Raw genomic sequence first — 26857 nt, 5'->3', positions numbered from 1 at the left:
GGGTGCTTGCACCCGGCGTCAGGGCAGGCAATCTGGCTCTGACATCAGATAGGAACAGATCGCCATGACTGACAGTTTACGCGCCGCCGACGTTCTGGCCCGGCGCCTTTATGCGGCCGGGTGCCGCCACGCCTTTGGCATGCCCGGCGGAGAGGTGCTGACGCTGGTCGACGCGCTTGAGGCGGCAGGCATCACCTTCCATCTGGCGAAACACGAAAACGCTGCCGGCTTCATGGGCGAAGGTGTGCATCATGCCGATGGTGCCCCGGTCATTCTGGTTGCGACCCTCGGCCCCGGCGCGCTCAACGGGGTCAATGTGGTGGCCAACGCCCATCAGGACCGGGTGCCGATGCTGGTTCTCACCGGCTGCGTCGATGCAGCCGAGGCGCAAAGCTACACCCATCAGGTGCTCGACCATGGCGCCGTCTTCGCCCCCATCACCAAGGCAACCTTCCGTCTGGATGCGGATGCGGCTGACGTGATCGCAGACAAGGCGGTCGCCATCGCGACCGAGCCGCGCAATGGTCCGGTCCATATCGACGTGCCGATCTCGGTCGCGGATGCCCCTGCCAGGGATCGCAACCTCCGCCGCGCGCCTGCTGCGCCCACCCAGCCAGACAATGACACACTGGCGCAGGCGCGCAGCTGGCTGGCGCAGGCCGAGCGTCCCTTTGCCATCATCGGACTTGATGCGGTGGCCGAAGGCGCGGGTCCTGCCCTTCGCGCCTTTCTGGAGGCGCATCAGATCCCCTTTGTCACCAGCTACAAGGCGAAGGGCATCCTGCCCGAAGATCACCCCCTGTGCCTTGGCGGCGCCGGGCTGTCCCCCCTGGCCGACAGCCACCTGTTGCCGCTGGCGGCGCAGTCGGATCTGATCCTGTCGCTTGGCTATGATCCTATCGAAATGCGCCCCGGCTGGCGCAACGCCTGGGAACCAACCCACCAGCGCGTGATCGAGATCGCTGCCGAACCCAACACCCATTACATGCATCAGGCCAGCCTCAGCATCGTGGCGCCGCTCACCCCCACGCTGGATGCCCTGACGGAAAAAGCCGAGACAGCACCGACGCGCTGGCCCGGCGGAGAGCTGAGCACCGCGCAACAGGCGCTGCACACCGCCTTTGATCCGCAGGATGACAGCTGGGGACCGGCGGCAGTGATCGCCGAATGCCGCGCCACCCTGCCTGCCGAGACGCTGGCCACCGCAGACAGCGGCGCCCACCGGATCCTGCTCAGCCAGATGTGGCAGTGCAACGAGCCGCGCGGGCTGATCCAGTCATCCGGGCTTTGCACAATGGGCTGCGCCGTGCCGATGGCGATCGGGCGCAAGCTGGCGCAGCCGGACCGACCCGTCGTCAGCTTTTCCGGCGATGCAGGCTTCCTGATGGTGGCCGGGGATCTGGCCACCGCTGCCGAATTGGATGTGGCGCCGATCTTCGTGGTTTTTGCCGATGCCAGCCTCGCCCTGATTGAGCTGAAACAGCGCCAGCGTCAGCTTAAAAACCGAGGCGTCGATTTCGCCCGGCACGATTTTGCGGCGATGGGCCGGGCCTTTGGCGGCAACGGCGTGACGGTACGTAACCGGACGGAACTGCGCGCCGCCCTCACCGATGCCTTGGCTTCTGATCGTTTCACTGTCATCTCTGCCGAAATCGAACCCGGAGGATATGATGGACGCATCTGACACGCTGCCACACGGGGCCCTTGATGGGGTCAAGGTTCTCGACCTGTCGCGCATTCTGGCCGGCCCCACCTGTACCCAGCTGCTGGGCGATCTCGGCGCCACGGTCATCAAGGTGGAAAACCCCAAATCGGGGGGTGACGATACCCGCCAATGGGGCCCACCCTATGCCATGGACGCCGACGGCAACCCCACGGATCTGTCGGCCTACTACATGGCCGCCAACCGCAACAAACGCTCGGTCGCGGTGGATATCACCACCTCCGAAGGTCAGGCCGAGATCCGCAGGCTCGCTGCCGAGGCCGATATCCTGATCGAGAATTTCAAACCCGGCGGACTGGCGAAATACGGGCTGGATTATGCCAGCCTCAAGGATGAGTTTCCCCGGCTGGTCTACTGCTCGATCTCGGGCTACGGGCAGACCGGTCCCAACAACCACCGCCCGGGATATGATCTTGTGGCGCAGGGGTTTAGCGGCATCATGTCACTCACCGGCGATCCCGAGGGGCAGCCCGTGAAGGTTGGCACCGGCATCGCCGATGTGATGTGCGGTATGTATGCCTGCATTGGCATTCTGGCTGCGCTGCGCCACCAGGAAAAAACCGGTGAAGGGCAGCAGATCGACCTCGCTCTGGTCGACAGCACCATTGCCTGGCTGATCAACGAAGGCGTCGCCTATCTCAACACCGGCACCTTGCCGACCCGGCGCGGCAACGAACACCCCAGCATCATGCCTTATGGCGTCTACGAGACCTCGGACTCCCACGTCATCCTGGCGGTGGGCAACGATGCCCAGTTCCGACGGGTGATGGAGTTCCTCGGGCTCGAAGGCCTTGCAGACGATCCCCGTTTTGCCACCAACCCGGCGCGGCTGGAGCATCGCGCGGCGCTCAACGACATCATGATCCCGGCGCTCAAACGCTTCACCATGGACGAGGTGATCGCCGCGATGGAGGCCCGCAAGGTGACCGCCGGTCCGGTGCAGACGCTCGACCGGGTCTTTGCCTCCGATCAGGTGGCTGCGCGGGGCATGGCCATCGACATGCAGGCCGGGGACACTCCCGTGAAACTGCTTGGAAATCCGCTCAATTTCTCGCGCACCCCGGTCACCTACCGCCACGCACCGCCCAGCTGCGGCGCTGACAGCGACCGGATTCTCGGCGCCGAGGACCCGTTTTCCAAGGCTTAGGCCATATTCTGCCCGGCACGATCCGGCCGAATGTTACAAAAACCGGCAAACGCCTGCCTTCGTGGTGGGCGTTTTGCGTTTCAAAGACCCGTCTGGCGGGAAATTGCCCGCAAATATTACAGGTTTCAGCGGGTTTCCCCACCTTCAAACACGCGCCTTCACCAAAGCGAGAGCGCCCGTCGCGCGATGAAAACCACTGTTCTAACCTTCCCCTAGTGAACAACACCGGTGGTAAGGATTGGACCCAAATGACACATGATCTCTTCGGACAGGAGACAAGCCTGAAAGATCCCGAAATGCTGGATCTGTGGAACGCGGTTCAGATCGGGGTTCTGTCGCACAGCGCAGAGGCCCCGGTGCATCTGGGCAAGCTGCTGGAGGCCGCCCCCGAATTCACCCTTGGGCAGGCTGCCAAGGGTTTGTTCCTGCTGCTGCTGGGCCGCCGCGAAATGCGCACCCCTGCCCGCGATGCGCTGGCTGCTGCCCGCATCGCCTATGCCTCTGCCCTGCCCCGGGAGCGGCTCTTCGCCGATGCGCTGGAGCTTTGGCTGGCGGGCCGCCCCACCGCCGCCGTTGAGAAGCTGGAGCAGGTCCTGCGCTCTCACCCTGCCGACAGCCTTGCCATGAAGATGAGCCAGGCGATCCGTTTCGTCCTTGGCGACAGCGCCGGGATGCGCCGGTCAGTGGAACGGGTGATGCCCGCCTATGCGCCGGATCACCCCGGGCGCGGCTATCTGCTTGGCTGTCACGCCTTCGCGCTGGAGGAAACCGGCGACTACAGTAAGGCGGAGACTGCGGGGCGTCAGGCACTCTGGATGGCGCCGGATGATGCCTGGGGCCTGCATGCGGTGGCGCATGTGCATGACATGACCGGCAACGCCAAGGCCGGGCTCGACTGGCTGACTGGCCGCGAAGAGGCCTGGAGCCATTGCAACAACTTCCGCTATCACGTCTGGTGGCACAAGGCGCTGATGCATCTGGACCTGGGCCAGACCGACACCGTTCTTGACCTTTACGACCGCGAGATCCGCCAAGACAAGACCGACGATTACCGTGACATTTCCAATGCCACCTCGCTGCTGATGCGGCTGGAGCTGGAAGGCGTCGCTGTCGGCAACCGCTGGGAAGAACTTTCCGACCTCTGCGCCGCCCGGACCGAGGATGGCAGCCTGATCTTTGCCGATCTGCACTACCTTCTGGCGCTGGCCGGGCGCGGGCGCCCGGATGAAACCACCCGGATGGTGCAGCGTATCCACGCCGATGCGGCAGCCGCAGGCGGGGACGAGGCGCGGCAGCGCATGGCAGATCCCGGCCGCGCCGCCGCCAGCGGGCTGGAGGCCTTTGGCGAAGGTGATTTCGCGCTCGCCTTTGACAACCTGGCGCAGGCCCGTGGCTCCATGCAACTGGCCGGTGGCAGCCACGCCCAGCGCGACGTTTTTGAACGCATGACCATCGATGCCGGGATCCGCGCAGGTCGCCTGAGCGAGGTATCCCGCATGCTGGACAGCCGCCGCGCCCAGCGCGGCGGCGCCGAGGACAACTATGCTCTGGCCCGCCGCGCCCTGATCAGCGAGGCGCGCAATCAGCCGGACAGCCGCAGCCTGCCGGCCGAGTGATCTGCAAAATGATCGGAGCGCGCCCGGATGCCGGTCCTGGCCTCGGGCGCGCCCTTACATCGCCGCCACAAAGTTTGATTGACAGGAAGGACACCGCTTAACGATGGCGCGTATTTCCAAGTTACCCGCTCCCACAGCAGAGATTCCGGCTGTGGAAGGTCCGGCAGCGGCCAACACCCGCCGTGCGCCCGCATCGGAGCATGCCCCAGCCCCGGCAGGCGGGCAAAAGCGCGTCCGCGACCCGCGGCTCGATTTCTATCGCGGCATTGCCATGTTCATCATCCTGGTTGCCCATATTCCTGGCAACCGCTGGACCGGCTGGATCCCGGCCCGGTTCGGGTTTTCCGATGCGACCGAGATTTTTGTCTTCTGCTCGGGCATGGCCTCGGCCATCGCCTTTGGCGGGTCCTTTGAACGCCGTGGCTGGCTGATGGGCACTGCGCGGGTGGTATTCCGCTGCTGGCAGGTATTCTGGGCTCATATTGGCCTGTTCTTCTTTGTCGCCATGACCATGGCGGCGCTGGACCTGACCGGTGCCTTTGAAAAAAGCTACGTCAACTCGCTGAACCTTGGGCACTTTTTCAACGACCCCATGCCGCAACTGGTGGGCCTGTTCACGCTCACCTATGTGCCGAACTACTTTGACATCCTGCCGATGTATCTGGTGGTTCTGGCCCTGATGCCGCTGATGATGGGGTTGGAGCGCATCGGCCTCTGGACCGTTGCCGCAGCTTCGGCGCTGATCTGGCTGGCCGCGAACCCTTATATGATCGGCCTTGGACCGGACGGAGCATCCCTGCCTGCCGAACCCTGGTCGGCGCGGGAATGGTTCTTCAACCCCTTCGGCTGGCAATTGCTGTTTTTCACAGGCTTTGCCTTCATGAAAGGCTGGCTTCCGGCGCCGCCCGTGTCGCGAGCACTGGTGCTTGTGTCTGCAGCCTTCCTGATCTTCTCTGCCCCCTTTGGCTCCTGGAAGGTCTTCCTGTGGGTTGAGGCCTGGAACGACGATCTGGCCGCCGCCATACGCCCGGCCTGGGCCTTCACGGACGAGTGGCGCGAGAAAACCGATTTCGGCCTGTTGCGCTATGCGCACTTTTTGGCACTGGCCTATCTCGGCTGGGTGGCCGCCGGAGCTGGTGGTCAGCGGCTGATCGCCTCCGGTCATTCGGAGCTGGCGCGGCTCTGGTCCTTTGCCCTGCGCATCATCACCAAGGTCGGGCAACAGTCCCTTGCGGTCTTCGTCTTCTCGATGGCGCTGGCCCGGCTGATCGGCTTTGCGCTGGATCAGACAGACCGGGGCATCCTGATCACCGTTGCGGCAAATATCGCCGGGTTCTGCCTGATCATCGCCTGTGCCTTTGCCGCCGCCTGGTTCAAATCCCACCCCTGGAGGGCAAAGCGATGAGCCGTCTTTCGCGCCGCGGTTTCCTTGCCGGTGTCTCCGGCCTTGCGCTGACAGCACCGCTCGCGGCCAAGGCCGCCGCCGTTCCGTTCCGGCATCAGGATGTAATCGACAAGGCCCGCATGCTGGCGCATATGCCTTATCGCGCGCGTCCCACTGTGCCGCAGGACTGGCTGGATCTGACCTATGAGGATTACCAGACCCGCTGGTTCCGCAGCCGCGACGCGCTGTGGAGCAAGACGGAACGCAGCTATAATGTCGATTTCTTCCTGCCGGGCCTCTATTTCCCCCGTGCGGTGCAGATGCACAGCGTCGCGGACGGGCTGGCGCAGCCTGTTGCCTTTGATCTGACGCTGTTTGACAAGACGGACAAGGCACCGGATCTCAGCACCGAAGGAGCGCTGGGGTATTCGGGCTTTCGCTTGCGCACCGAGCTGAGCGAGCCGGGCAAGAAGAACGAATTCTGCGTCTTTCAGGGCGCCAGCTATTTCCGCGCCATTGGCATCGGCCAGGCCTATGGGCTGTCGGCGCGCGGGCTGGCCCTTCACACCGGCGACGCCGAAGGCGAGGAATTCCCCGAGTTTACCGAATTCTGGCTGGAGGCCCCTGCCCCCGGCCAGCGCCACATGGTCGTGCATGCGCTGATGGATTCGCCCTCGGCCGCAGGCGCCTACCGGTTCACCATCACCCCAGGCGCCGCCTGCGTGATGGAGGTCGAAGCAACGCTGTTCCCACGCGAAGAGCTGACCCATGCAGGGATCGCGCCGCTGACCTCGATGTTCCTGTTTGATCGCACCAACCGCAACCGGTTCGACGATTTCCGCCCCGCCGTGCACGACAGCGACGGGCTTTTGATCGAGAATGGCAACGGCGAAACCCTGTGGCGACCACTGGCCAATCCGGCGCAACTGCAGGTGTCCTCCTTTGTCGACGAGAACCCCCGAGGTTTCGGGTTGATGCAGCGCAGCCGCAACCTGTCGGACTTCGCCGATCTTGAGGCGCATTATCAGGACCGGCCCAGCCTCTGGGTCGAACCCAAGGGCGATTGGGGCAAGGGCGCCGTCACGCTGGTAGAGATCCCGGCGGACAAGGAAATCTACGACAATATCGTCGCCTATTGGCGCCCGCGCACGCCCTATCCTGCCGGAGCCGAGGTGCGGCTTGACTACCGCCTGACCTGGGGCACCGGCCCCAATGGTACGCTGGCGCAGGTGGTGGACACCGCCGCGGGCGCACGTGTCTTTGGCGATCCGGGCCGGATCATGACCGTGGACTTCGAAGATCATCCGCTTTTGGCAGGCGATCCCGAAAACTTCGACGTCGTGCTTTCCTCGCCGCATGTCGAGCTCAGCACCGGGGTCCTGCAGCGCAATCCGGCCACCGGTGGCCTGCGGCTCGCCTTCAGCTTTGAACCCGGTGACCGCTCCCTTGTGGAGCTACGGGCGGCGCTGCGCCGGGACGGGCAGCCTGCCACCGAAGTCTGGCTTTACAGGTGGACCGCATGAAAGATCTGATCTCCGCCCCCTCTGCGGCGAAGATGCTGCCGCCCGAACAGCCCATGGCGATGCCAGAGCAGAACTTTGGCGCCGCTTTCCGCGACATGAGCGCCCCCGGGACCGCGCCGCAGATGCGCGTGGCGCTCTGGCGGGTTATCGCCTTTTCCCCGGCGATGGTTGCAACCGCCTTGCTGACCTTCGTGATGCAAGGCTGGTTTGCCGATGGCGGCTTCATGATGATCGAGGTGCTGCTTCTGGCGCTCATTGCCTTCAATTTCTTCTGGATCTGCTTTTCGGTCTCCACCGTGCTCTTGGGCCTGTTCAGCCTGTGGCAGCGCAGGCAAGAGGCCGAACGCCGGGTTCCGACCGGTCCCATCGCACCCGACACGCCGCCGCTTACCGTTGCGGTGCTGGTGCCCGTCCACAACGAAGATCCGGCCGCCGTGTTCGGCAACGCCCGCACAATGCTGGAGGATCTGCATGCCTGGGGCGGCGCGCATGATTACGCCATGTTCATCCTGTCCGACACACGGGATGACCGGATCGCGGCGCAGGAACTGGCGGGTGTAGAGGCGCTGCGCGCCGCGCTGCCGCCCGGCATCCGGCTCTACTATCGCCGCCGCGAGGACAACACCGGGCGCAAGGCGGGAAATATCGCCGATTGGGTGCGCCGCTGGGGTGGCGGCTATGACGCCATGCTGGTGCTGGATGCCGACAGTCTGATGACCGGCCGGGCGATTGCCCAACTGGCCGATGCGCTGCGCCGAGATCCGGCAGCCGGACTGATCCAGAGCTTCCCACAGCTGATCGGCGCCAGATCCGTCTTTGGCCGCATGCAGCAGTTTGCCAACGGGGTCTATGGCCTTGCCATGGCCGAAGGGCTGGCACGCTGGGTCGGCGCCGAGGGCAACTACTGGGGTCATAACGCCATCCTGCGCACCCGCGCCTTTGCCGCCTGCGCCGGACTGCCCGAGCTGCAACAGACATTCGGCGGCAAGACCCTAATCATGAGCCATGATTTCGTCGAGGCAGGTCTGTTACGCCGGGCCGGCTGGGGCGTGCATTTCCTGCCCCGTATCCAAGGTTCCTATGAAGAGACGCCGCCGACCCTGATCGATCACATCCTGCGCGACCGGCGCTGGTGCCAGGGCAATCTGCAGCACCTGAAACTGCTGAGCGCGCAGGGTTTCTGCGCGATTTCACGGTTCCATCTCTTGCATGGGGCGATCGGGTACCTGATGGCGCCGATCTGGTTTGCGCTTCTTGTGATATGGGCGCTGATCGGAGAAGACGGGGAAACCTCGGCGCTGCAATATTTCAGCCCCGCCGACCCGCTGCGCCCCTCCTGGCCGGATATGTCAGAGCCGCGCCATGTCGCCGTGATTCTGGTGATCTATGCGATGCTGCTGGCGCCAAAACTTCTCGCCCTTGCCGCGCTGCCCCTGACTGGTGCGCGGCTATCGGATTATGGCGGAGGGCGGCAGTTCGCTCTCTCGGTTGCGTCCGAGATCCTGCTGGCGATCCTTTATGCACCGATCCTGATGGTGCAGCAGATGATCGCCGTCTTGCGCAGCGCCCTGCGCCTGCAGCGGGGCTGGGCGCCGCAAGCGCGTGACGGCGGGCGCTATGGGCTGAAGACGATGCTGATCTGTCATGCACTCGAATTCACCAGCGGTCTTGCGCTCAGCGCCGGGATTCTGGCCGGGATGGTTTCCGTCTGGCTGGCGCCAATTGCCCTGTCGCTGGTACTGGTGCTGCCCCTGTCGGCCCTGTCGGGGATGCGTCCCGCGCTTCGGCTCAGGTTCTGGATGGGTACGCGCGAGGTTTTTGCCGAACCCCGTATCGCCCGGACCGCCCGGACCTATCGCAAAGCGGTTGAACGCGTCTTTGCCGGGACACCTGACCACCGTTCAGCGGCGGAATAGAAGAACCGCGTGTCCCGGGCGTCAGTCCGGGGTCCGCTCAAACCACTCGACGACTCGCGCGGGCCAAGATCCCGGAATGCGGTGCCCCCCCGGACCGAGCGTCAGTTCAATATCGCCCCCGGATTGGCAATCCCAGCTGCGGTGCAGCTCTGCTCCGGTAACCCACAAATAATCGGGCGCGTCATCGGCGCAGCCGTTCACCTGCCGCCACAGGGCCAGCCCGGCAAAGATATCATCCTGTTCGCGCGTGCTGCTGCCCAGAATGCGCCCCTCCAGTGGCACGACCTTGTCGGCCCAGCCGTGAGTGTGCAGCAACCGGACAGGACCGGCGCAGGTCTCGGGCCGTGGCCGCCAGAATCCTCCCGCCACCGGAGCGAAGGCGGCAAAATCTCCGGGATGGGCGCAGGCGAGGTAGTTCACCATAAAGGCCCCGGCGGAAAATCCAGCAAGAACAACCCTCTGCCGGTCGATGCCGAACCGCGACTCCGCATCGCCAAGGACCTGTTGCAGGAACTGCGCCTCATCCCGTCCCTCGGCGCCAGGCAGGAAGTTCCACGACCTCTTGCCATTCCAGCGCGGCAAGGCGGTCGGCGCGATGAGCGCATAGCCCCGCTCCTGCAGCTCCTTTACAAGGGCGCGGTTGCGCAACACCCCGGCGCCCGAACCGCCATAGCCGTGCAGAAACACCACCGCCGGAGTGCCTGTTGCTTCCGTGCTGGCCCAGGCGCCCGGATCGGGTGTTGCGATGTGATAGTCACCGGACGATAGCTCACAAGCATCTGCGGCAGCGCCGCAACTTGCCAATGCAGGGCGTGCGCAGAGCGCCGCGACGAACAACGAAAGAAGAATTCCTCCGGCCCGGCGCCGGATCAGGCTGCGCCGTCGGCGCGCGGGGCCTAGCCCTGCCACCGCGCCACCGGCAGGTTGCCCGCGATCCACCCCGGTCCGGCACCAGAGCCGAGCATGCCTTCGGGCACATCCATGACCTGCGAAAACCCTGCCTCTGCCATGCGCCGTACCATCCGGGCCGAACGCACACCGCGGGCGCAGATCAGCGCCACCGGCGCGGCGCGGTTTCCACCCAAAGCGCGGGACAGCGCCTCAGTAAAATCGTCACGACGCATGTCAATCTGGACGCTACCGACCGGAACGCCGGTACTGCGCCATTCCCGGGGTGTGCGGATGTCCACCAAGGTGATCGACCCCGCTCCGGCAGCGGAAAACGCCTCGGCCACGGACAGGCGCGGACGGTCGTGATCCGGCGCGGGCCGATAGCGCCAGGCCACCGCGCCGACCGCCGCAGCGCCCAGAAGGATGCCCGCAGAGGACAACAGCTTGCGCCGCGACATAGTGACCGGCCGCCCGCTGGCCTCCTGCGTCTCCGCACTGATTGGGTCTTGCATCTGCGTCTCTCCAATAACCGGGAAAACACGCCCCGCAGCGCCGTGTTTCAGGCGGGTGTCATTCCTTTGGACACCGTTTTAGCAGCATTTGTATTCCCGATCAGCACAGAGGGCGAATTTTGGCCATTCAAAATCTTGTCAACTCCGCCCCCCAGCCCCAAGTAGTGGCGCAATGTCCAACAATTCCAGCGTCATTTGCCCGATCTTCCTCAGAACCGGGCCTGCGGGGCTGGCACAGAAGCGAAAAATTGCTTAGGCAAAGTCAAAATTCGCCTAGCCCTACCAGGAGATCTGCACGTGTCCCTGTTTTTGATTGCGGCCCTGCCTTTTCTAGGAGCGGTCTTTCCCGCTCTGCTGATCCGGGCGGGGCGTAACGCCTCCGCTTCGGCGGCTGGTCTGACCACCTTCCTGGCCCTAACCGGCCTTCTGCTGCATGCCCCCGCTGTATTTCGCGGAGAGGTCATCACAGCCACATTCGACTGGCTCCCCGGTCTGGGGCTCAATGCGAATTTCTTTCTGGATGGGCTTGGGTTTCTCTTTGCTACGCTGATCCTTGGGATCGGGATGCTGATCATCCTTTACGCACGGTTTTACCTTTCACGCGAAGATCCCATGGGGCAGTTCTACACCTACCTGTTGCTGTTCCAGGGTGCGATGGTCGGCATCGTCCTCTCAGATAACATCCTGTTGTTGTTGGTGTTCTGGGAGCTGACCTCGCTGTCGTCCTTCCTGCTGATCGGATACTGGAAACACCTGCCCGAAGGGCGTCAGGGCGCGCGCATGGCGCTGACCGTGACTGGCTCCGGTGGCCTAGCGATGATCGGGGGCATGCTGATCCTCGGCAATATCGTCGGCTCTTATGATTTGAGCGTGATCCTGGAGAACAAGGACCTTATCCAGGCGTCGCCGCTCTACCTGCCCGCGCTGATCCTGATCCTGCTGGGCTGTTTCACCAAATCGGCACAGTTCCCGTTCCATTTCTGGCTGCCCCACGCCATGGCGGCGCCGACGCCGGTTTCAGCCTATCTGCACTCCGCCACCATGGTGAAAGCAGGCCTGTTCCTGATGGCGCGGATGTGGCCGGTTCTGTCCGGCACCCCGGAGTGGTTCTACATCGTGGCGACCACCGGCCTTGTGACCATGCTCATCGGTGCCGTAATTGCCCTGTTCAAGGATGATCTCAAAGGTCTGCTGGCCTTTTCCACCGTAAGTCATCTGGGCCTGATCACCATGCTTCTGGGGTTTGGCACCAAGATCGCAGCGGTTGCCGCAGTATTCCACATCATCAACCACGCCACCTTCAAGGCGGCACTGTTCATGTCGGCCGGAATCGTCGATCACGAGGCGCACACCCGCGACATCAAACGTCTGGGCGGTCTGCGCCACCTGATGCCGGTGACCTTCACCATCGCCTTTGTCGCCGCCCTGTCGATGGCGGGTATCCCGCCCTTCAACGGCTTCCTGTCCAAGGAGATGATGCTGGAGGAAACCGTACACACGGTCTGGGCCGGATCGCACTATCTGGTGCCGGGCCTTGCACTGATCGCGGCGCTGTTCTCGGTAGCCTATTCCTTCCGCTTCATCGTTCATGTCTTCTTTGGCCCCAAGCGGGACGACTATCCCGCGCATCCCCATGATCCGGGTGCGGGCATGTGGCTGGCACCGGCCTTTCTGATCACGCTGGTGGTGCTGATCGGCCTGTTCTCGGCCAAGATCGCCGGGCCACTGGTGGCCGTGGCCGCTGGCGCCGTGATTGGCGGTGAAGAACTGCCCTATTACTCGCTGAAACTATGGCATGGTTTGACGCCCGCCCTTTACATGTCGCTGGTGGCTGTGGGCGGCGGTGCGTTGCTGCTCGCGCTGCACAAGCCCCTGATGCGCGCCTGGAACGCCGCCCCCCGCCCCGAGGCAAAGGATATCTTTGATGCCCTGATGTCGGTGCTGGCGCGTCTGGCCAAGGCGGTGACCGACGGGCTGCACAATGGCTCCATCACCCGCTATGGCGCGGTGATGATCAGCTTTACCGTGGCGATCAGCTGGTATGCCTATTCCACCGGCACCACTGGCCCGGCGACCCGCAGCCTGCAGGAAATCGGCGCGATCCCGGCGCTCGGGTGGCTCAGCCTGGTACTGGCGACGCTGCTGATCGTTGCGCGTCACCGCAACCGCCTGCTGGCACTGGTCCTGATCGGCGTCGTGGGTCTGGTGGTCTCCATGTCGTTCAACTACCTGTCGGCCCCCGATCTGGCGCTGACCCAGCTTTCGGTCGAGGTTGTGACCATCGTGCTGATGCTGCTGGCGCTGAACTTCATGCCCAAGGAAACCCCGGTCGAGACCCCGGCGCTGGTCCGGCTGCGTGATGGCGCCATCGCCGTTGTGGCTGGTCTTGGCGCAGGCGGGCTGATCTATGCGCTGATGACGCGCGATTTCGCGGCGCCCAGCATTTCCGAATTCCACCTCGCCAACTCTTACAAGGGCGGCGGCGGCACCAATGTGGTGAACGTCATTCTGGTGGATTTCCGGGGCTTTGATACCTTTGGCGAGATCATCGTCCTCGGCATCGCGGCACTGGTCATCTATGCCCTAACCGAGGCGGTTCTGGGCACCCGCGTGCGGGCCTATCTGCTGAACCGCAAACCGGATCTGCCGCAGGCAGGCGATGCCCACCCGATGATGATGGTGGTCGCAACCCGCGTGATGATGCCGCTGGCGTTGATGGTGGCGGCCTATATCTTCTTCCGGGGTCACAACCTGCCGGGCGGCGGCTTTATCGCCGGTCTGATCGCGGCCATTGCTGTCATCATGCAATACATGGCCTCGGGCTTTGCCTGGACCTCTGAACGGCAGCGGTTCTACTACCACGGTATCATCGGCTCCGGCGTGCTGATCGCCGCCGCCACCGGTATCGGCGCCTGGTTCAACGACATGCCCTTCCTGACATCCGCCTTCGGCTATATCCACTGGCCGCCGCTGAAAGAATTCGAATGGGCCACCGCGGCGCTGTTCGACCTCGGCGTCTTCCTGGCGGTGGTCGGCGCGGTGCTGCTGGCGCTGGAAAGCCTCTCCCGCTTTGCCTGGCAGCCGGGGATTTCCTCGGAGTACGCCATGGACATCAACCCGGCCCGCGATGACGAGCCCAAGAACGAAAACGAGGTCTGAGCATGGAACTTCTGGTTGCTTCGGCTGTTGGTATCCTGACCGCCGCAGGGATTTACCTGATCCTGCGCAAACGCACCTTTCCGGTGATTCTGGGCCTGTCGCTGGTGTCCTATGCGGTGAACGTCTTCCTGTTCGCCACTGGGCGCCTGATGGTCAACGCGCCGCCCATCCTCAACAAATACGAGGAAGTCGCCTACACGGATCCGCTGCCGCAGGCGCTGGTTCTGACGGCGATCGTGATCTCTTTCGGGATGACGGCGGTCGTGGTGATGATCGCGCTGGGGGCGTTCCTGTCCTCGCGCGATGACCGCATCGACATGACCAGCGATACGCAGACGGGAGAGGACGCATGAACCATCTTCTGATTGCCCCCATCGTTCTGCCCGCGATCGTTGCTCCCTTCATCATCATGGTGGTGCGCTACCATCTGGATCTGCAACGCATCTTCTCGATTGCCAGCACGGTTGCGATTGCCCTGATCACTCTGGTTCTGGCCAGCCAGGCCGCCGATGGCACGGTACAGGTCTATGAGCTCGGCGACTGGCCTGCGCCCTTTGGCATCGTGCTGGTGCTGGACCGGCTGTCGGCGATGATGATCGTCCTGACGGCGGTGCTGGCGCTGGCGGTGGTGCTATATGCCATCGGAACCGGCTGGGACGCGCGCGGCGCCAATTTCCATGCGCTGTTCCAGTTCCAGCTGATGGGTATCATCGGTGCCTTCCTGACCGGCGACGCCTTCAACCTCTTCGTATTCTTCGAGGTTTTGCTGATTGCCTCTTATGGTCTGATGATCCACGCAGGCGGCGCCACAAGGTTCCAGGCCGGTGTGCAATATGTCGTCTACAACCTGCTGGGTTCCACCCTGTTCCTGTTTGCTCTTGGCACGCTCTATTCCGTGACCGGCACGCTCAACATGGCCGATCTGGCGGTGCGGGTGGCCGAGCTTCCGGCCGAGGATACTGCCCTGTTGCGGGTCGGCGCGATCATGCTCTTGTTGGTCTTTGCCATCAAAGCCGCGGTGCTGCCGCTGCATTTCTGGCTGCCAGCCTCTTATGCCAACGCGCCTTTGCCGGTGGCGGCCCTGTTTGCGATCATGACCAAGGTCGGCGCCTATGCCATCCTGCGCATGTACACGCTGGTCTTTGGCCCCGAGGCCGAGATCACCGCGGGTCTGGCCGGGGACTGGCTGTTGCCCGCGGCGCTGCTGACGCTTGCCGTGGGGGCCATCGGTGTTCTTGGCGCGCGTGAGATCGGGCGGCTTGTCGCCTTTGGCGCTATTACCTCGATGGGGACCCTGCTGACGGCGGTGGCGCTGTTCACCCCGGACTCTGTCGGTGCTGCGCTTTACTACACCGTGCATTCGACGCTTGCGACGGCCTTCCTGTTCCTGGTCGCCGACATGGTGATGGAACGTCAAGGCGGCGAGATCGCCCCGAAACCGGTGATGAAGCAAAGCGGGCTGATCGCGGCGCTGTTCTTTGGTGGATCCATCGCCATGGCGGGCATGCCGCCTCTGTCCGGCTTCCTGGGCAAGCTCTTGGTGATGGATGCTGCGCGTGGGCATGATCTGGTCTGGTGGATCTGGGGCGTCATTCTGGTGTCGTCGCTGGTTACCATCATCGGTCTGGCGCGGGCGGGCAGCCTGATCTTCTGGAAAAGCCACGGACTTGCACCGCAAGAGGATGCTGAAAGCGAAGTGGAAGCAGATGACCCAGAGGAGGCGCCGGTGCAGGCGCAACGCGGCTCGTCCCTGCCTTTCGTGGCCAGCTTCGGTTTTCTGGCCGGGCTAATTCTGCTGACCGTCTTTGCAGGTCCGATGATGGACTACGCCGAGGCCACCTCCGCGCAACTCTTTGCGCCGGATGCCTATATTGACACCGTCCTGGGGAGGACCGGGGAATGAAACTGATGCATCGACTTCTGCCGCACCCGGTGCTGACGCTGCTGCTGACCCTCACCTGGGTTCTCATCGTCAACAGCTTCACGCTGAACTCGCTGGTCTTTGGTTTTCTGCTGGGGCTGCTGATCCCCTTCCTGACCCAGCCGTTCTGGCCGCAGCAACTGCGCATGAAACACCCGGTCAAGATCGCGGCCTATATCCTGATCGTGATCTGGGACATCGTTGTTGCCAATATCACCGTGGCGCGGATCGTGGTGTTCAAATCCAACGCAAAACGGCAACCCAACTGGGTCACCGTTCCGCTGGAGCTGCGCACCCCCGAGGCGATCACCGTGCTGGCCGGCACCATCACCATGACGCCGGGCACCGTCACCGCAGACGTCTCCGCCGAAGGTCACGCCCTGCTGGTGCATTGCCTTGATTGCGACGACCCTGATGCGGTTCGGGACGAAATCAAAGAGCGCTACGAGCGCCGCCTGATGGAGATTTTCGAATGATTGAAACTGCGGCTCTTTTTGCTTTTGTCTGCTTTGCGCTGGCGCTGTTGATGAACCTCTGGAAGGTGATGTTCGCCGCCGCCATGGCTGATCGTATCCTTGCGCTTGATACCATGTTCATTAACGCAATCGCGCTGATGGTCCTTTATGGGCTGGCGCTCGGAACCGAGATTTTTTTCGAAGCGGCGATGATCATCGCCATGCTCGGTTTCGTTTCAACCGTGGCCTACGCGCGCTTTATCCTGCGCGGCAATATCATCGAGTGAGGCTCTTATGGATATGATACTCGACGTTCTGATTGCAGGCTTTCTGGTCATGGCCGGTGTGTTCGGCTTTGTCGGCTCCTACGGCCTGTTGAAACTCAATGACCCGATGTCGCGGCTGCACGCTCCGACCAAGGCGACGACGCTGGGCGTGGGCGGTGTGCTTCTTGCCTCGATGGTGCACGCGATCGCCTTTGAAGGGCGCCTGTCGCTACACGAATTGATGATCACGCTGTTTCTGTTCTTGACCGCCCCGGTGACCGCGCATTTCATCGCCAAGGTGCACATTCACCGTCGCGAGGAAACAGGCACTCTGCCTTCGGCCGGACCGGATGCGATTTGGGCCACCCACAACACCCCGCCGGAAGATCCCGAAAGCACAGATCAGCCGCAATAGCCCCACCCCGGGCCATTGGCCCACGGCCCCAGAAACAGAAAGTGAGCCACCGAAATGGATACCTCCCGCCTGCCCCAAACCAAAGATGTGGTTTTGATCGGAGGCGGGCATGCCCATGCGCTGGTGCTGCTGAAATGGGGGATGCGCCCGCTGCCCGGCGCGCGGCTGACGCTGATCAACCCCGGCCCCACCGCGCCCTATTCTGGGATGCTGCCCGGCTTTGTCGCCGGTCACTACGCGCGGGGCGATCTTGATATCGATCTGGTCCGGCTGGCGCGCTTTGCCGGAGCGCGGCTGGTGCAGGGCGCGGCCGAGGGACTTGATCCAGACACCCGCAGCGTCAGGGTGCCCGGGCGACCTGACATCGCTTATGACGTGGCCTCGGTCGATGTGGGGATTACCTCTGACATGCCGGACCTGCCAGGGTTTGCAGAACATGGCATCCCGGCGAAGCCGCTTGGTAGTTTTGCCCGCCGCTGGGACGCGTTCCGCGGCGGCGATGGCCCTGCCCGCATCGCGGTGATCGGGGGCGGCGTGGCCGGGGCCGAGCTGGTTCTGGCGATGGCTCATGCCCTGCGCAGCCGGGGCCGCCTGGAACAAGCCACCCTGATCGATAGCGGCCCGGTTCTGGGCACCGCCAGCGCCGGGATCCGCGAGCGGCTGCGCCGCGCCTTTTCCGAGCAAGGCGTCACCGTCTTTGAAAACACCGCCGTCAATCGCATCCATTCCAGCCATATCGAACTCGAAGGCGGGCGCGAGGTTCTCTCGGACTTCACCACCGGTGCTGCCGGGGCGCGCCCGCATGACTGGCTGGCCGATACCGGGCTTGAGGTACAGGACGGCTTCCTTACCGTTTCGGACAGCCTGCAAACCTCGGACCCGCAGGTCTTTGCCGCCGGGGATTGCGCCCATCTGGCCTATGCCCCGCGCCCCAAGGCCGGCGTCTACGCAGTGCGACAGGCCCCGGTTCTGCTGCACAATCTGCGCGCCGCCATCACCGGCGATCCGATGCGCCACTACCGGCCGCAGAAAGATTACCTGAAACTGATCTCCATTGGCGCCAAGGAAGCGCTGGGAGAAAGGTTCGGCACCCAGTTTTCCGGCCCGATGATCTGGCGCTGGAAGGACCGGATCGATCAGAACTTCATGGAGCAATTCCGGAGCCTGCCCGAAATGGAGGTGCCGGATTTGCCGCCCGAACACACGCTGGACCTGCCCGCAGTGCTGGGCGACAAACCCATGTGCGGCGGCTGCGGTGCCAAGGCCGGGCGCGCCGCCTTGCATGCGGCAGGCGTGTCGCGCGTGGCGAGTCTGCGTGAGGATGTCACCGCCCTGCCCGGAGATGATGCCGCGCTACTGACCATGGGCGACGTGCGGCAGGTGATCAGCACCGACCATCTGCGCGCCTTCAGCCTTGATCCCTTCGTGATGGCCCGTATCGCAGCGGTGCACGCGCTTGGCGATATCTGGGCCATGGGCGCCGCCCCGCAGGCCGCCACCGCCAACCTGATCCTGCCGCGTCTGGCGCCAGCCCTGCAGCAACGGACCCTGATTGAAATCATGACCGCCGCGCGCAGCGTGATGGAGGATGCAGGCGCCGAGATCATCGGCGGTCATACTTCGCTGGGGGATGAGCTGACTGTGGGGTTCACCGTCACAGGGCTTTGCAGCCATGATCCTGTGACCCTTGCCGGGGCGCAGCCGGGCGACGCACTGGTCCTGACCAAACCGCTCGGCTCCGGCGTGATCATGGCCGCCGAAATGGCAGGCAAGGCCGAAGGCGCCTGGGTCACCGCTGCGCTTGAACAGATGGCACAGCCGCAGGCCGCAGCCTCCCGCATTCTGGCACCCGAAGCCCACGCGATGACCGACGTCACTGGCTTTGGTCTGGCCGGGCATCTCCTTGGCATCTGCGAGGCTTCAGGCGTCAGTGCAGAGATTGATTTTGCCGCCGTGCCGCTGATGGAGGGCGCCGCTCAACTGGCCGACAGCGGCATCCGCTCCTCGCTATTCCCGGAAAACGCCGCGTTGCTGCCGGAATGGCGCACCAATGGCGCGCAGGATCTGCTGTTCGACCCGCAGACCGCTGGCGGCCTGCTCGCGGCCCTACCGCAGGACAAGGCCGAAGGGGTGCTGCAGCAGCTGAAAGAGGCAGGTTACCCGGCGGCGATCATCGGGAAGATTACCCAAGGCGCAGGGCAAATTGTTCTGACTTAAAAGCCCTTTGCGGCCAGACCTTCAAGCGTGTCGCAGATGGTTGTGGCGGCAGATTGCAGCGTCTGATCGTCCAGATCCTTCAGCTGTACTTCTGCCACGGCATCAGCGCCGATGTTGCGGCGTGAACTGCGGTAGGCCGGATCGTAATGCTGTTCCATCAGGGCCCGTGCCAGGCCTGCCATATCGCCCTCTTCGATCAGGGACAGCCAGCCATCCACCACCGCATTCGAGCGACGCGCACGAAGCCGCTCCAGCATTTCGGACAGTGTATCCGCATCTGGCAGACCGTCGCTGTAGGTCCGCAGCAGGTAGCGGCAGCGTTCTTCGACCGAGGCGCTGACCTCGATCCGTGGCGCCTGTTTCATCAGGCTCCAGAGGCTGGGGGGAATGATCCGGTCTCCAACCTTGCTCGATTCCGCCTCGACAAGCACAGGGCGGCTGGGGTCCAGACGGCTCAGCGCACCCGCAAGCGCAGATTCAAAGGCCTTCTGGCCGGGCTGGTCCTCCGGCATGCCCCCCAAAAGCGAGCCGCGATGGTTGGCCAGCCCTTCCAGATCCAGCACCTGCGCGCCCAGTTCTGCCACATGCTTCAGAAGGTCGGTCTTCGCCGTGCCGGTATAGCCATCCAACAGCACAAGCCGGTAAGGCAGATCATCCTCATACAACATCTGATGCACCAGCCTGCGGTAGGACTGGTAGCCGCCTGAGATCATCTCGGCCCGCCAGCCGATCTGCTGCAAGAGATAGGTGAAACTGCCGGAGCGCTGCCCACCGCGCCAGCAATAGACCAGCGGCCGCCAGCCGCCTTCGTATTGGCTCAGCGTCTCTTCGATGTGCCGCGCGGCATTGCGGAACACCATGGCAGCACCCAGCTTGCGCGCCAGAAAGGGGCTTTCTTGCACATAGATCGTGCCAACCTCGGCCCGTTCTTCATTGTTCAGGACCGGCAGGTTGATGGCACCGGGGACGTGATCCTCTGCAAATTCGGCCGGGCTACGCACATCAATGATGGTGTCATAGCCATGATCGTACATATCCTGAAGGGAAGAAAAACTTTTTACCATGAAACAGGGTCTAGCCCGCTGCATCCACAAGGGAAAGCGGGTTTTACCGGCCAGGCCGCCGATTGACCGGCTGCGACACCGTATATGGTGGCCATTTACCCACTATTCTGGTTTATCTGTGCATCACAGTCGGACGAGACAGCAACAGCCGGAACAGGGTTTATGGACGCACAAGACGAGGATGATCACGCGTTGGATCTGCATCAGTTTCCCGGTCACCTGATCCGCCGCTTGCATCAGATTTCAGTGGCCCAGTTCACCGAAAAGGTCGCCGCCCACGACATCGACCTCACCCCTGTTCAATACGCCGCGCTGAAAGCCATTGATGCCAACCCTGGCATTGATCAGGCCTCGGTTGCGGGGCTTATTGCCTATGACCGGGCGACACTCGGCAAGGTGATCGACCGGCTGGAAGCGAAACAGCTGATCGACCGCACCGTCAGCCCGCGGGATCGCCGCGCGCGACAGCTGACCCTGACCGAAACTGGCAAAGAGGTTCTGGCCCGGGCGCACCCCCTTGTGCGCGAGGTGCAAGGCGAGATCCTGACCGGCCTCAGCCCTGAAGAGCAGGAACAATTCATGGCGCTGCTGCAAAAGGCGACAGCCGCTGGCAACGAACGCAGCCGTGCCCCCCTGCGCAGACCGCCCCGGCAGCCCTAGCGCGTATAGCCTAAAAGGCATTCGCGTGAAGGCTTATGCTTTGGCCGCGTGTTTCGACAGCCCCGGAACACGTCTGTAAAAACGCAAAACGACCAGTTTTCAGAACGCGGGGCGCGAAACGCGCCACCCGACTGAAAACCGGTCGTTTTTGCCTAAAGCGCCTGCGCTCTTAGGCCGCTTTCAGCGCCTGGGACTCGGTGGCTCCGAAGAACTCCGAATGCAGCAGTGCAATGGCTGCGTCCTTATCCTCGCGCTGCAGGATGAACTGGGTGTCCACATTGCGTGGCCCCTGCGTTGCACCGCGCGGCAGAATATCCTTCTTCTCAAGGGCATTCATCCCGCGGGCCAGGACGTGCAGGCCACTCAGATCGCGTCCCACGACGGAGATCAGCGACAGCTTTTCGCTGTTGACCTCGGCCTGCGGGAAGCGGGCCAGCAGATCCGCCTCGACCCGGCGCATCGATTTTAGCGAGGCGTCCAGATAGTGGGTCACCGTATTGGCATTGGTCACCTTCGACACGATCCGCACGTTGTGGCGTGTCAGGATGTCCAACACCGCAGCGTCATAGCCTTTGACGCCGACCATGTCCTGTTCGAACAGCTCCAGCGCAATAATATCAAGGCCGGTGACGATTTCGGCCGCTGCCTTGGGCGCGGGTTGATCGTCGATAACCGTGCCCGGATCATTGGGCTCAAAGCAGTTGGTGACGCGCAGCGGCACACCGGACTGACGCAGGGTCTTTGCCGCCGAGGGGTGGATCGCCTCCATGCCGAGGTTTGCCATCTGGTCCGCCACGTCATAGTTGGTGTGGCCCAGTTTGCGGGCGTTCTCGGCACCGACCAGTTTGGGATCGGCAGAGGACAGGTGGAATTCCTTGTGAATGATCGCCTCACGCGCGCCGGTCTGTGCTGCCAACTGCGAGAAGGTCACCTCAGAATAGCCCCGGTCGAATTCCCGCATCAGGCCTTCGGCGCATTGCGCGTAGCCGGTGACGATGGGCATTTCCTGCGCCGGGTCGACCCCTTCCAGAGCCGTTTCAATCCGCTGTTCCAGCGACATATCCGCATCGCCGCGCCAGCCGGACAGATCCACCAGGCGCGCGTTGACGCCCGCCCGCTGCAACATCAGCACGGCCACCAGCGCCGAATGCGCCTCGCCGAGACCAGAGAGCAGCTCCCGGATCTGCAGCAGATGCGTGTTGAGGCGGAAATGTCCGTAGGAGCACAGGCGCTGCAGGTCGATCAGACAGTTGCGGGCGCCTTCGATACGTTCCTGCACAAAGGCCGTTGCCTGGGCAACATCGCCGGCATTGTCCAGAACCGCCTCATGCGCGGCGATCATCGCGGCCGACACCTCGTTCAGGGCATCGAACCAGCCGTGGTCATCCTCGGCATTGGCAAAGCGGGCATAGACACCGGGGGCACCGGTCTTCTTGTGCTCCAACAGAAGGTTGGTGATGCCACCAAAGGCGGACACCACGAAAATACGCCCGTATTCGGGCTCATCGTTCTTGATGAACAGCGTATCCCGTAGCTCGTTCAGGCGGGACATGGATGTCCCGCCGATCTTTTCTACAGTATGGGTCATGGCTTAAGCCTCGACGGTTTCTGGCGCCGCGTAGGATCCGTCTTCCCGGTGTACTTCGGTTCCCGTAACGGGCGGATTGAAGCAGCAGGCCATCACGAGCTGCTCGTCAGCCTTCAGCACGTGGCGGTCGTGTTTGTCGAGCGCATACATCACGCCGGGACGGATGTGATGCGTCTCGCCGGTTGCCAGGTCGGTGATCGACCCGGTGCCCTGCATGCAATAGACGCTTTCAAAGTGGTTCTTGTATTCGAACGTATGTTCCGAGCCTGCCTCGAGGAAGGTGATGTGGAAGGAAAAGCCCATCCCATCATCGGCCAGAAGCATACGGACGCTGGTCCACTCCGCATCGCTGACCACGCGGTCGCGGTCTTTTTCAAGGATATCGTTATAGTCACGGACAATCATTGTCTTACTCCGCTGCAACTTTGGTTGTTCCGATCACGTCCCGCGCGGCATCCTTGAGAATGCTGAGGCCAGCTTCGAGCTGGGCGTCGGGTGTGGTCAGGGGGGCGAGGATCTTGACGACCTCATCATTGGGGCCGGAGGTTTCGACAATCAGGCCGTTCTGGAACGCGCGGGCGCAGATATCGCCAGCCAGTTCACCAGATCCGACATCGACACCGCGCATCATGCTGCGCCCCTTGAGCCGCGAGCCGGGCACCATGTCGGCGATTTCCTGCAGGGCCTTTTCGACGATCTTCGCCCGGCGGGCGATGTCATCCTGAAAAGCGCTGTCCGACCAGAATTTCTCGATCGCGACGCGGGCCGTGACAAAGGCGTGAGTGTTGCCGCGGAACGTACCGTTGTGTTCGGCAGGGCCCATCACGTCATGTTCGGGCTTCACCAGAACCAGCGCCATCGGCAGGCCAAAGCCCGAAACCGATTTCGCCATGGTGACGATGTCGGGGTCGATGCCGAACTCTTCGAACGAGAAGAAGGTCCCGGTGCGGCCGCAACCGGCCTGAATGTCGTCGATGATCAGGAGAGCGCCTGCTTCCTTTGCCAGACGGGCGATGCGCTGCACCCATTCGGCGCGCGCGGCGTTCAGACCGCCCTCGCCCTGCACAGTCTCCAGCAGGATCGCAGCAGGTGCGTCCAGACCCGAAGACGGATCGTTCAGCATCGCCTCTAGGTAATCGGCGGTATCGGTGCCCTGCCCCATGTAGCCGTCAAACGGCAGACGGGTCACGTTATTGAGGGGCAGCCCGGCGCCGCCGCGGTGATAGCCGTTGCCGGTGGCGGCCAGCGCACCCTGCGTCACACCGTGGAACCCATTGGTGAAGGCCACAATATTGCTGCGTCCGGTCACCTTGCGGGCAATTTTCATCGCCGCTTCGACCGCGTTGGCACCGGTGGGACCGGTGAACATCACCTTGTGGTCCATGTTACGCGGACGCAGGATGACGTTCTCGAAGGTCTCGAGGAAATCGGCCTTGGTATCGGTGTGCATGTCCAGACCATGGGCGATGCCATCGGCCTGCAGATGCGCGATCAGCGCCTCTTTCATGTCCGGGTCGTTGTGCCCGTAGTTGAGCGACGAGCAGCCGGCCAGAAAATCGATATATGTTTGACCGTCGCGGGCAGTCATTTCAGAGCCCTGCGCGGAGGTAAAGACGGTATCAAAGCCGCGGCAATAGCTGCGCGCCTCGGATTCCCGACGTTTGAATACACTTGTGGTGGAGGTGTTCGTAGACATACGACCTCTTTTGGGTGGGAGAAGAGTTGAAAGTGAAAACCGACGTCTGCGCGGCTCAAGCAGCCAGCTGAGCGCGCTCGTCCAGAGGGATGGTCACCAGGTTTTCCGTTTTATGACGATCCTGGAAGTGCAGCGCCTGCGTGTAGTAGGGCTGAATATCCAGACCGCTGTCCTGAAGCTTGGCGAACTTGCGGAACAACGCCCAGGAGGCGTCATTGTCGGCGGTAATCGTGGTCTGCAGGCGGGTAACGCCTTCGCAGGCTTCACGCTGCATGATCGATTGCAGCATCAGCGCGCCCAGACCGCGGCCACGTGCCTTTTCGGACACGGCAACCTGCCAGACAAACAGTGTCTCGGGATCATTGGGCATGACGTAGGCAGAGATCCACCCCACGGCCTCGCCCGACAGCTCGGCCAGTACGCATGTGTCGGCAAAATGATCGCACTGCAGCAAGTTGCAGTACATCGAATTCTCGTCAAGCGGCCTGCAGCTGCGGACCAGCTCCCAGATATCCGCGCCATCCGACGCTGTCGGTTTACGCAGTGTGGGCAGCGGGATCCGCCTCGGGTCAGCGTGGTATTGCATGTGTTCGCTCCTTTCGCTTCGGCAATCGAAATAGCAGCGCCTCACGAAAACTTCAACAGGCAAAGCAAAATTTGCGACACAAACGTCGCTTTTAGGCATTATGTCGCGGAGAACGTCGTATTTGGCCCCCTGCATCCTTTATATTTCAAAGTGTATTCTGCTTTGAATAGCGTCATATCTTCCTATATAGTTTGATGATCAAAACAACGGAGTCTTCATGGATCGCATCGACAGCAGCTTGATCGCGCTTCGGCGCATTGTCCGGGCCACCGAATTGTTCGGACGTGAGATACGACAAACCACTGGCGTGACACCTGCACAGTTCCGGGTTCTTCAGATCATCGGAGAACAGGGCTACAGCACTGCCAAGGCGATTTCGCTGCGGATGCGGGTGTCCCAGGGCACCATCACCTCGTTTGTCGATAAGCTCGTGCGTGACGGTCTGGTGCTGCGTGAAAAGTCGAGCCAGGACCGGCGGCAGACCAATATCCTGCTGACCGATGCCGGTCGTCAGGTCCTGACTGAGGCACCCGATCCGCTGCAACAACGCTTTGTACGCAAGTTCAACGCGATGGAAGACTGGGAGCAAGCGATGCTGGTGGCGGGCCTTGAACGCGTGGCGGCGATGCTGGATGCCGACGACATCGACGCGTCCCCAGTGCTGGACACAGGCGACATCCGCCACGCCGTCGACCACTAGGCCGGGCACTGCGGGGCGCCGGGCTTACACTGCGCCGCGCAAAGTGCCCCTTGCGAAAACGCGACCCCATACAGACAGACGACCCCAAGGGCGGGCGCGCATAGCCTTCCCCCTTTTGCAGTGGTCGGGCGATTTTGGAGCCCAGACATAGCCCCACTTGCCCCACGGAGGCATGGAAACCCCAGCCACTCACCCCTCTTCACGGTAATATTTTAAGACTGCTTATCAAAGCCTTACAAAGTAAATGTAAAAAACATTTACTTATAGACTTGCAGGGCGCAGGCGAGCGCACGATATTGAGGATGTGAAGGCGATTTACATCAACCCAATACCGGAGGTTCCAATGACGAGTATCACCCCCACCGCAGCCGCCCCGCATGACCAGGGCTGGTTTTCCCGCAGCGAGGCCTGGCTGGACAGCAAGGGCAAAGGCGCCTGGATTGCTGCCATGGTGCTTGGCTTTGTGTTCTTCTGGCCAATCGGCCTCGCCCTGCTGTTTTACATGATCTGGAGCAAACGTATGTTCAACAAATCCTGCCGCCACCGCAAATCCTGGACCCGCCACGGCATGTCCGCCATGACCTCGAGCGGCAACAGTGCCTTTGACGCCTACAAGGCCGATACGCTGCGCCGCCTGGAGCAGGAACAGGACGATTTCAACGCCTTCCTGCAGCGCCTGCGCGAAGCCAAGGACAAGGCTGAATTCGACGAATTCATGGAGCAGCGCGCCGCCGCCCCTGCCGAAGCGCAGGACATCGGCGACGAGGATATCGGCGACAAACGCCACTGATCCCTACTGACATCAGCGCCTCCCGCCCATAGATACGGGTGGGAGGCGCTCGCTTGCCCGCCTGCCCCCACACGCCCGCAAAACAGGACACCTGAGATGACCGCCCTGCCCGACCCGGATTACCAAGCTGAATTCTACGCATCGGTTGCGCCCAAACGACTGCTGGCCTGGGTCGTCGACAGCCTGATCATATTCGGCCTGTGTATGGCGACGGTGGTGATGACTGCCTTTGTCGGGCTCTTCATCTGGCCGCTGCTCTATCTGACGATCGGCTTTGCCTACCGGACGGTTACCATCGCCAACGGCTCTGCCACGCTGGGGATGCGCTTTGCAGGCATCGAGCTGCGAGACCTTTCCGGCCAGCGGATGGATCTGCAGATGGCCGCGCTGCATACGGGTGCTTATACGGTTGCTCTGGCCGTGCCGCTTTTGCAGGTGGTCTCGGTGATCATGATGCTGACATCGGCACGCGGTCAGGGGCTGGGCGATGCCATTCTCGGCACGGTGATGCTGAACCGGCGCAGCATCCAGCGATAGCAATCAACTCGAGGCAAACATCCCGCTTGGCAATCACTGTTAAACCATTTGTGCAGACCGGCCTTGGCGGGCGGGTTGGTCGTTGCTATCG

24 protein-coding genes are annotated in these 26857 nt (G+C 62.7%); 17 read left to right on the top strand and 7 right to left on the bottom strand.

Annotation, left to right across the window (positions count from 1 at the left end; translation table 11 throughout):
- Positions 1 to 64 precede the first annotated feature (64 nt).
- From AC5SSZ_RS05160 to mdoH, 6 genes are all read left to right on the top strand, one after another.
- Positions 65 to 1684 (top strand): thiamine pyrophosphate-binding protein, encoded by a 1620-nt coding sequence (locus AC5SSZ_RS05160; protein ID WP_495437397.1) that lies wholly within the window; start codon positions 65 to 67, stop codon positions 1682 to 1684.
- Complete coding sequence (locus AC5SSZ_RS05155) at positions 1671 to 2870, top strand: CaiB/BaiF CoA transferase family protein (protein WP_425537411.1); 1200 nt, start codon at positions 1671 to 1673, stop codon at positions 2868 to 2870. Before AC5SSZ_RS05160 ends, AC5SSZ_RS05155 begins: the two co-directional genes overlap by 14 nt.
- Before the next feature lie 248 nt (positions 2871 to 3118).
- Entirely contained in the window at positions 3119 to 4486 is a 1368-nt protein-coding gene (locus AC5SSZ_RS05150; protein WP_495437394.1) for a tetratricopeptide repeat protein, read from the top strand.
- 103 nt (positions 4487 to 4589) lie between these two features.
- Positions 4590 to 5891 (top strand): OpgC family protein, encoded by a 1302-nt coding sequence (locus tag AC5SSZ_RS05145; RefSeq protein WP_495437392.1) that lies wholly within the window; start codon positions 4590 to 4592, stop codon positions 5889 to 5891.
- Entirely contained in the window at positions 5888 to 7393 is a 1506-nt protein-coding gene (locus AC5SSZ_RS05140; RefSeq protein WP_495437390.1) for an OpgD/OpgG family glucan biosynthesis protein, read from the top strand. Before AC5SSZ_RS05145 ends, AC5SSZ_RS05140 begins: the two co-directional genes overlap by 4 nt.
- Entirely contained in the window at positions 7390 to 9309 is a 1920-nt protein-coding gene (gene mdoH / locus AC5SSZ_RS05135; RefSeq protein WP_495437388.1) for a glucans biosynthesis glucosyltransferase MdoH, read from the top strand. Before AC5SSZ_RS05140 ends, mdoH begins: the two co-directional genes overlap by 4 nt.
- Before the next feature lie 21 nt (positions 9310 to 9330).
- On the opposite strand, the gene AC5SSZ_RS05130 is transcribed toward mdoH, so the two are convergent.
- Together AC5SSZ_RS05130 and AC5SSZ_RS05125 are read right to left on the bottom strand one after the other, a co-directional pair.
- Positions 9331 to 10113 carry a CE1 family esterase gene (locus AC5SSZ_RS05130; protein WP_495437386.1) on the bottom strand — a complete coding sequence of 261 codons (783 nt, stop codon included), beginning with the start codon at positions 10111 to 10113 and terminating at the stop codon, positions 9331 to 9333.
- A 92-nt stretch (positions 10114 to 10205) separates the two neighbouring features.
- Entirely contained in the window at positions 10206 to 10712 is a 507-nt protein-coding gene (locus tag AC5SSZ_RS05125; RefSeq protein WP_495437384.1) for a rhodanese-like domain-containing protein, read from the bottom strand.
- A 297-nt stretch (positions 10713 to 11009) separates the two neighbouring features.
- On the opposite strand from AC5SSZ_RS05125, the gene AC5SSZ_RS05120 reads away from it, so the two are divergent.
- The 7 genes from AC5SSZ_RS05120 to selD are packed head-to-tail and all read left to right on the top strand — an operon-like array spanning position 11010 to position 19145.
- On the top strand, positions 11010 to 13871 hold the full coding sequence (locus AC5SSZ_RS05120) for a monovalent cation/H+ antiporter subunit A (RefSeq protein WP_495437382.1): 2862 nt from the start codon (positions 11010 to 11012) through the stop codon (positions 13869 to 13871).
- A 2-nt stretch (positions 13872 to 13873) separates the two neighbouring features.
- Positions 13874 to 14224: a Na+/H+ antiporter subunit C gene (locus AC5SSZ_RS05115; protein WP_274828998.1), complete on the top strand. Its 351-nt coding sequence runs from the start codon at positions 13874 to 13876 to the stop codon at positions 14222 to 14224.
- Positions 14221 to 15774, top strand: coding sequence for a monovalent cation/H+ antiporter subunit D (locus AC5SSZ_RS05110; protein WP_495437379.1), 1554 nt, complete (start codon positions 14221 to 14223; stop codon positions 15772 to 15774). Before AC5SSZ_RS05115 ends, AC5SSZ_RS05110 begins: the two co-directional genes overlap by 4 nt.
- Positions 15771 to 16268 carry a Na+/H+ antiporter subunit E gene (locus AC5SSZ_RS05105; RefSeq protein WP_065270585.1) on the top strand — a complete coding sequence of 166 codons (498 nt, stop codon included), beginning with the start codon at positions 15771 to 15773 and terminating at the stop codon, positions 16266 to 16268. The genes AC5SSZ_RS05110 and AC5SSZ_RS05105 overlap by 4 nt, the downstream gene beginning before the upstream one ends.
- Positions 16265 to 16534 carry a K+/H+ antiporter subunit F gene (locus tag AC5SSZ_RS05100; RefSeq protein WP_065270586.1) on the top strand — a complete coding sequence of 90 codons (270 nt, stop codon included), beginning with the start codon at positions 16265 to 16267 and terminating at the stop codon, positions 16532 to 16534. The genes AC5SSZ_RS05105 and AC5SSZ_RS05100 overlap by 4 nt, the downstream gene beginning before the upstream one ends.
- A gap of 7 nt (positions 16535 to 16541) precedes the next feature.
- Entirely contained in the window at positions 16542 to 16928 is a 387-nt protein-coding gene (locus AC5SSZ_RS05095; RefSeq protein ID WP_065270587.1) for a Na+/H+ antiporter subunit G, read from the top strand.
- Positions 16929 to 16982: 54 nt separating this feature from the next.
- Positions 16983 to 19145: a selenide, water dikinase SelD gene (gene selD, locus AC5SSZ_RS05090; protein ID WP_495437376.1), complete on the top strand. Its 2163-nt coding sequence runs from the start codon at positions 16983 to 16985 to the stop codon at positions 19143 to 19145.
- Here selD and mnmH read toward each other — a convergent pair.
- A complete protein-coding gene (gene mnmH / locus AC5SSZ_RS05085; RefSeq protein WP_274837225.1) occupies positions 19142 to 20209 on the bottom strand; it encodes a tRNA 2-selenouridine(34) synthase MnmH in 1068 nt (355 codons plus the stop codon). The two genes, selD and mnmH, sit on opposite strands and share 4 nt — an antisense overlap.
- Before the next feature lie 162 nt (positions 20210 to 20371).
- Here mnmH and AC5SSZ_RS05080 point away from each other — a divergent pair, with 162 nt between their 5' ends.
- Positions 20372 to 20869, top strand: coding sequence for a MarR family winged helix-turn-helix transcriptional regulator (locus AC5SSZ_RS05080; RefSeq protein ID WP_274837226.1), 498 nt, complete (start codon positions 20372 to 20374; stop codon positions 20867 to 20869).
- 169 nt (positions 20870 to 21038) lie between these two features.
- On the opposite strand, the gene AC5SSZ_RS05075 is transcribed toward AC5SSZ_RS05080, so the two are convergent.
- From AC5SSZ_RS05075 to ectA, 4 genes are read right to left on the bottom strand one after another with little or no spacing between them, the layout of a single operon-like run.
- Positions 21039 to 22457 carry an aspartate kinase gene (locus AC5SSZ_RS05075; RefSeq protein ID WP_274866314.1) on the bottom strand — a complete coding sequence of 473 codons (1419 nt, stop codon included), beginning with the start codon at positions 22455 to 22457 and terminating at the stop codon, positions 21039 to 21041.
- A 3-nt stretch (positions 22458 to 22460) separates the two neighbouring features.
- On the bottom strand, positions 22461 to 22862 hold the full coding sequence (locus tag AC5SSZ_RS05070; RefSeq protein WP_274833388.1) for an ectoine synthase: 402 nt from the start codon (positions 22860 to 22862) through the stop codon (positions 22461 to 22463).
- Between the two features lie 4 nt (positions 22863 to 22866).
- Positions 22867 to 24153 (bottom strand): diaminobutyrate--2-oxoglutarate transaminase, encoded by a 1287-nt coding sequence (gene ectB, locus AC5SSZ_RS05065; RefSeq protein ID WP_495437372.1) that lies wholly within the window; start codon positions 24151 to 24153, stop codon positions 22867 to 22869.
- Positions 24154 to 24208: 55 nt separating this feature from the next.
- Complete coding sequence (gene ectA / locus AC5SSZ_RS05060; RefSeq protein ID WP_065270594.1) at positions 24209 to 24739, bottom strand: diaminobutyrate acetyltransferase; 531 nt, start codon at positions 24737 to 24739, stop codon at positions 24209 to 24211.
- Between the two features lie 217 nt (positions 24740 to 24956).
- Between ectA and AC5SSZ_RS05055 the strand changes: the two genes are divergently transcribed.
- The 3 genes from AC5SSZ_RS05055 (at position 24957) to AC5SSZ_RS05045 (ending at position 26766) form a co-directional block, all read left to right on the top strand.
- The gene (locus AC5SSZ_RS05055; RefSeq protein ID WP_065270595.1) at positions 24957 to 25439 is read left to right on the top strand and encodes a MarR family winged helix-turn-helix transcriptional regulator; all 483 of its coding nucleotides are present in this window, start codon (positions 24957 to 24959) and stop codon (positions 25437 to 25439) included.
- A gap of 343 nt (positions 25440 to 25782) precedes the next feature.
- Positions 25783 to 26229 (top strand): DUF2852 domain-containing protein, encoded by a 447-nt coding sequence (locus tag AC5SSZ_RS05050; RefSeq protein ID WP_368948037.1) that lies wholly within the window; start codon positions 25783 to 25785, stop codon positions 26227 to 26229.
- 96 nt (positions 26230 to 26325) lie between these two features.
- Positions 26326 to 26766: an RDD family protein gene (locus AC5SSZ_RS05045; RefSeq protein ID WP_495437369.1), complete on the top strand. Its 441-nt coding sequence runs from the start codon at positions 26326 to 26328 to the stop codon at positions 26764 to 26766.
- Positions 26767 to 26857 lie beyond the last annotated feature (91 nt).

Source organism: Phaeobacter sp. CC-HEC084 (assembly GCF_059429255.1).
The sequence above is the reverse complement of the archived record's forward strand: the minus strand, read 5'-3'. Positions and strand labels throughout refer to the sequence as shown.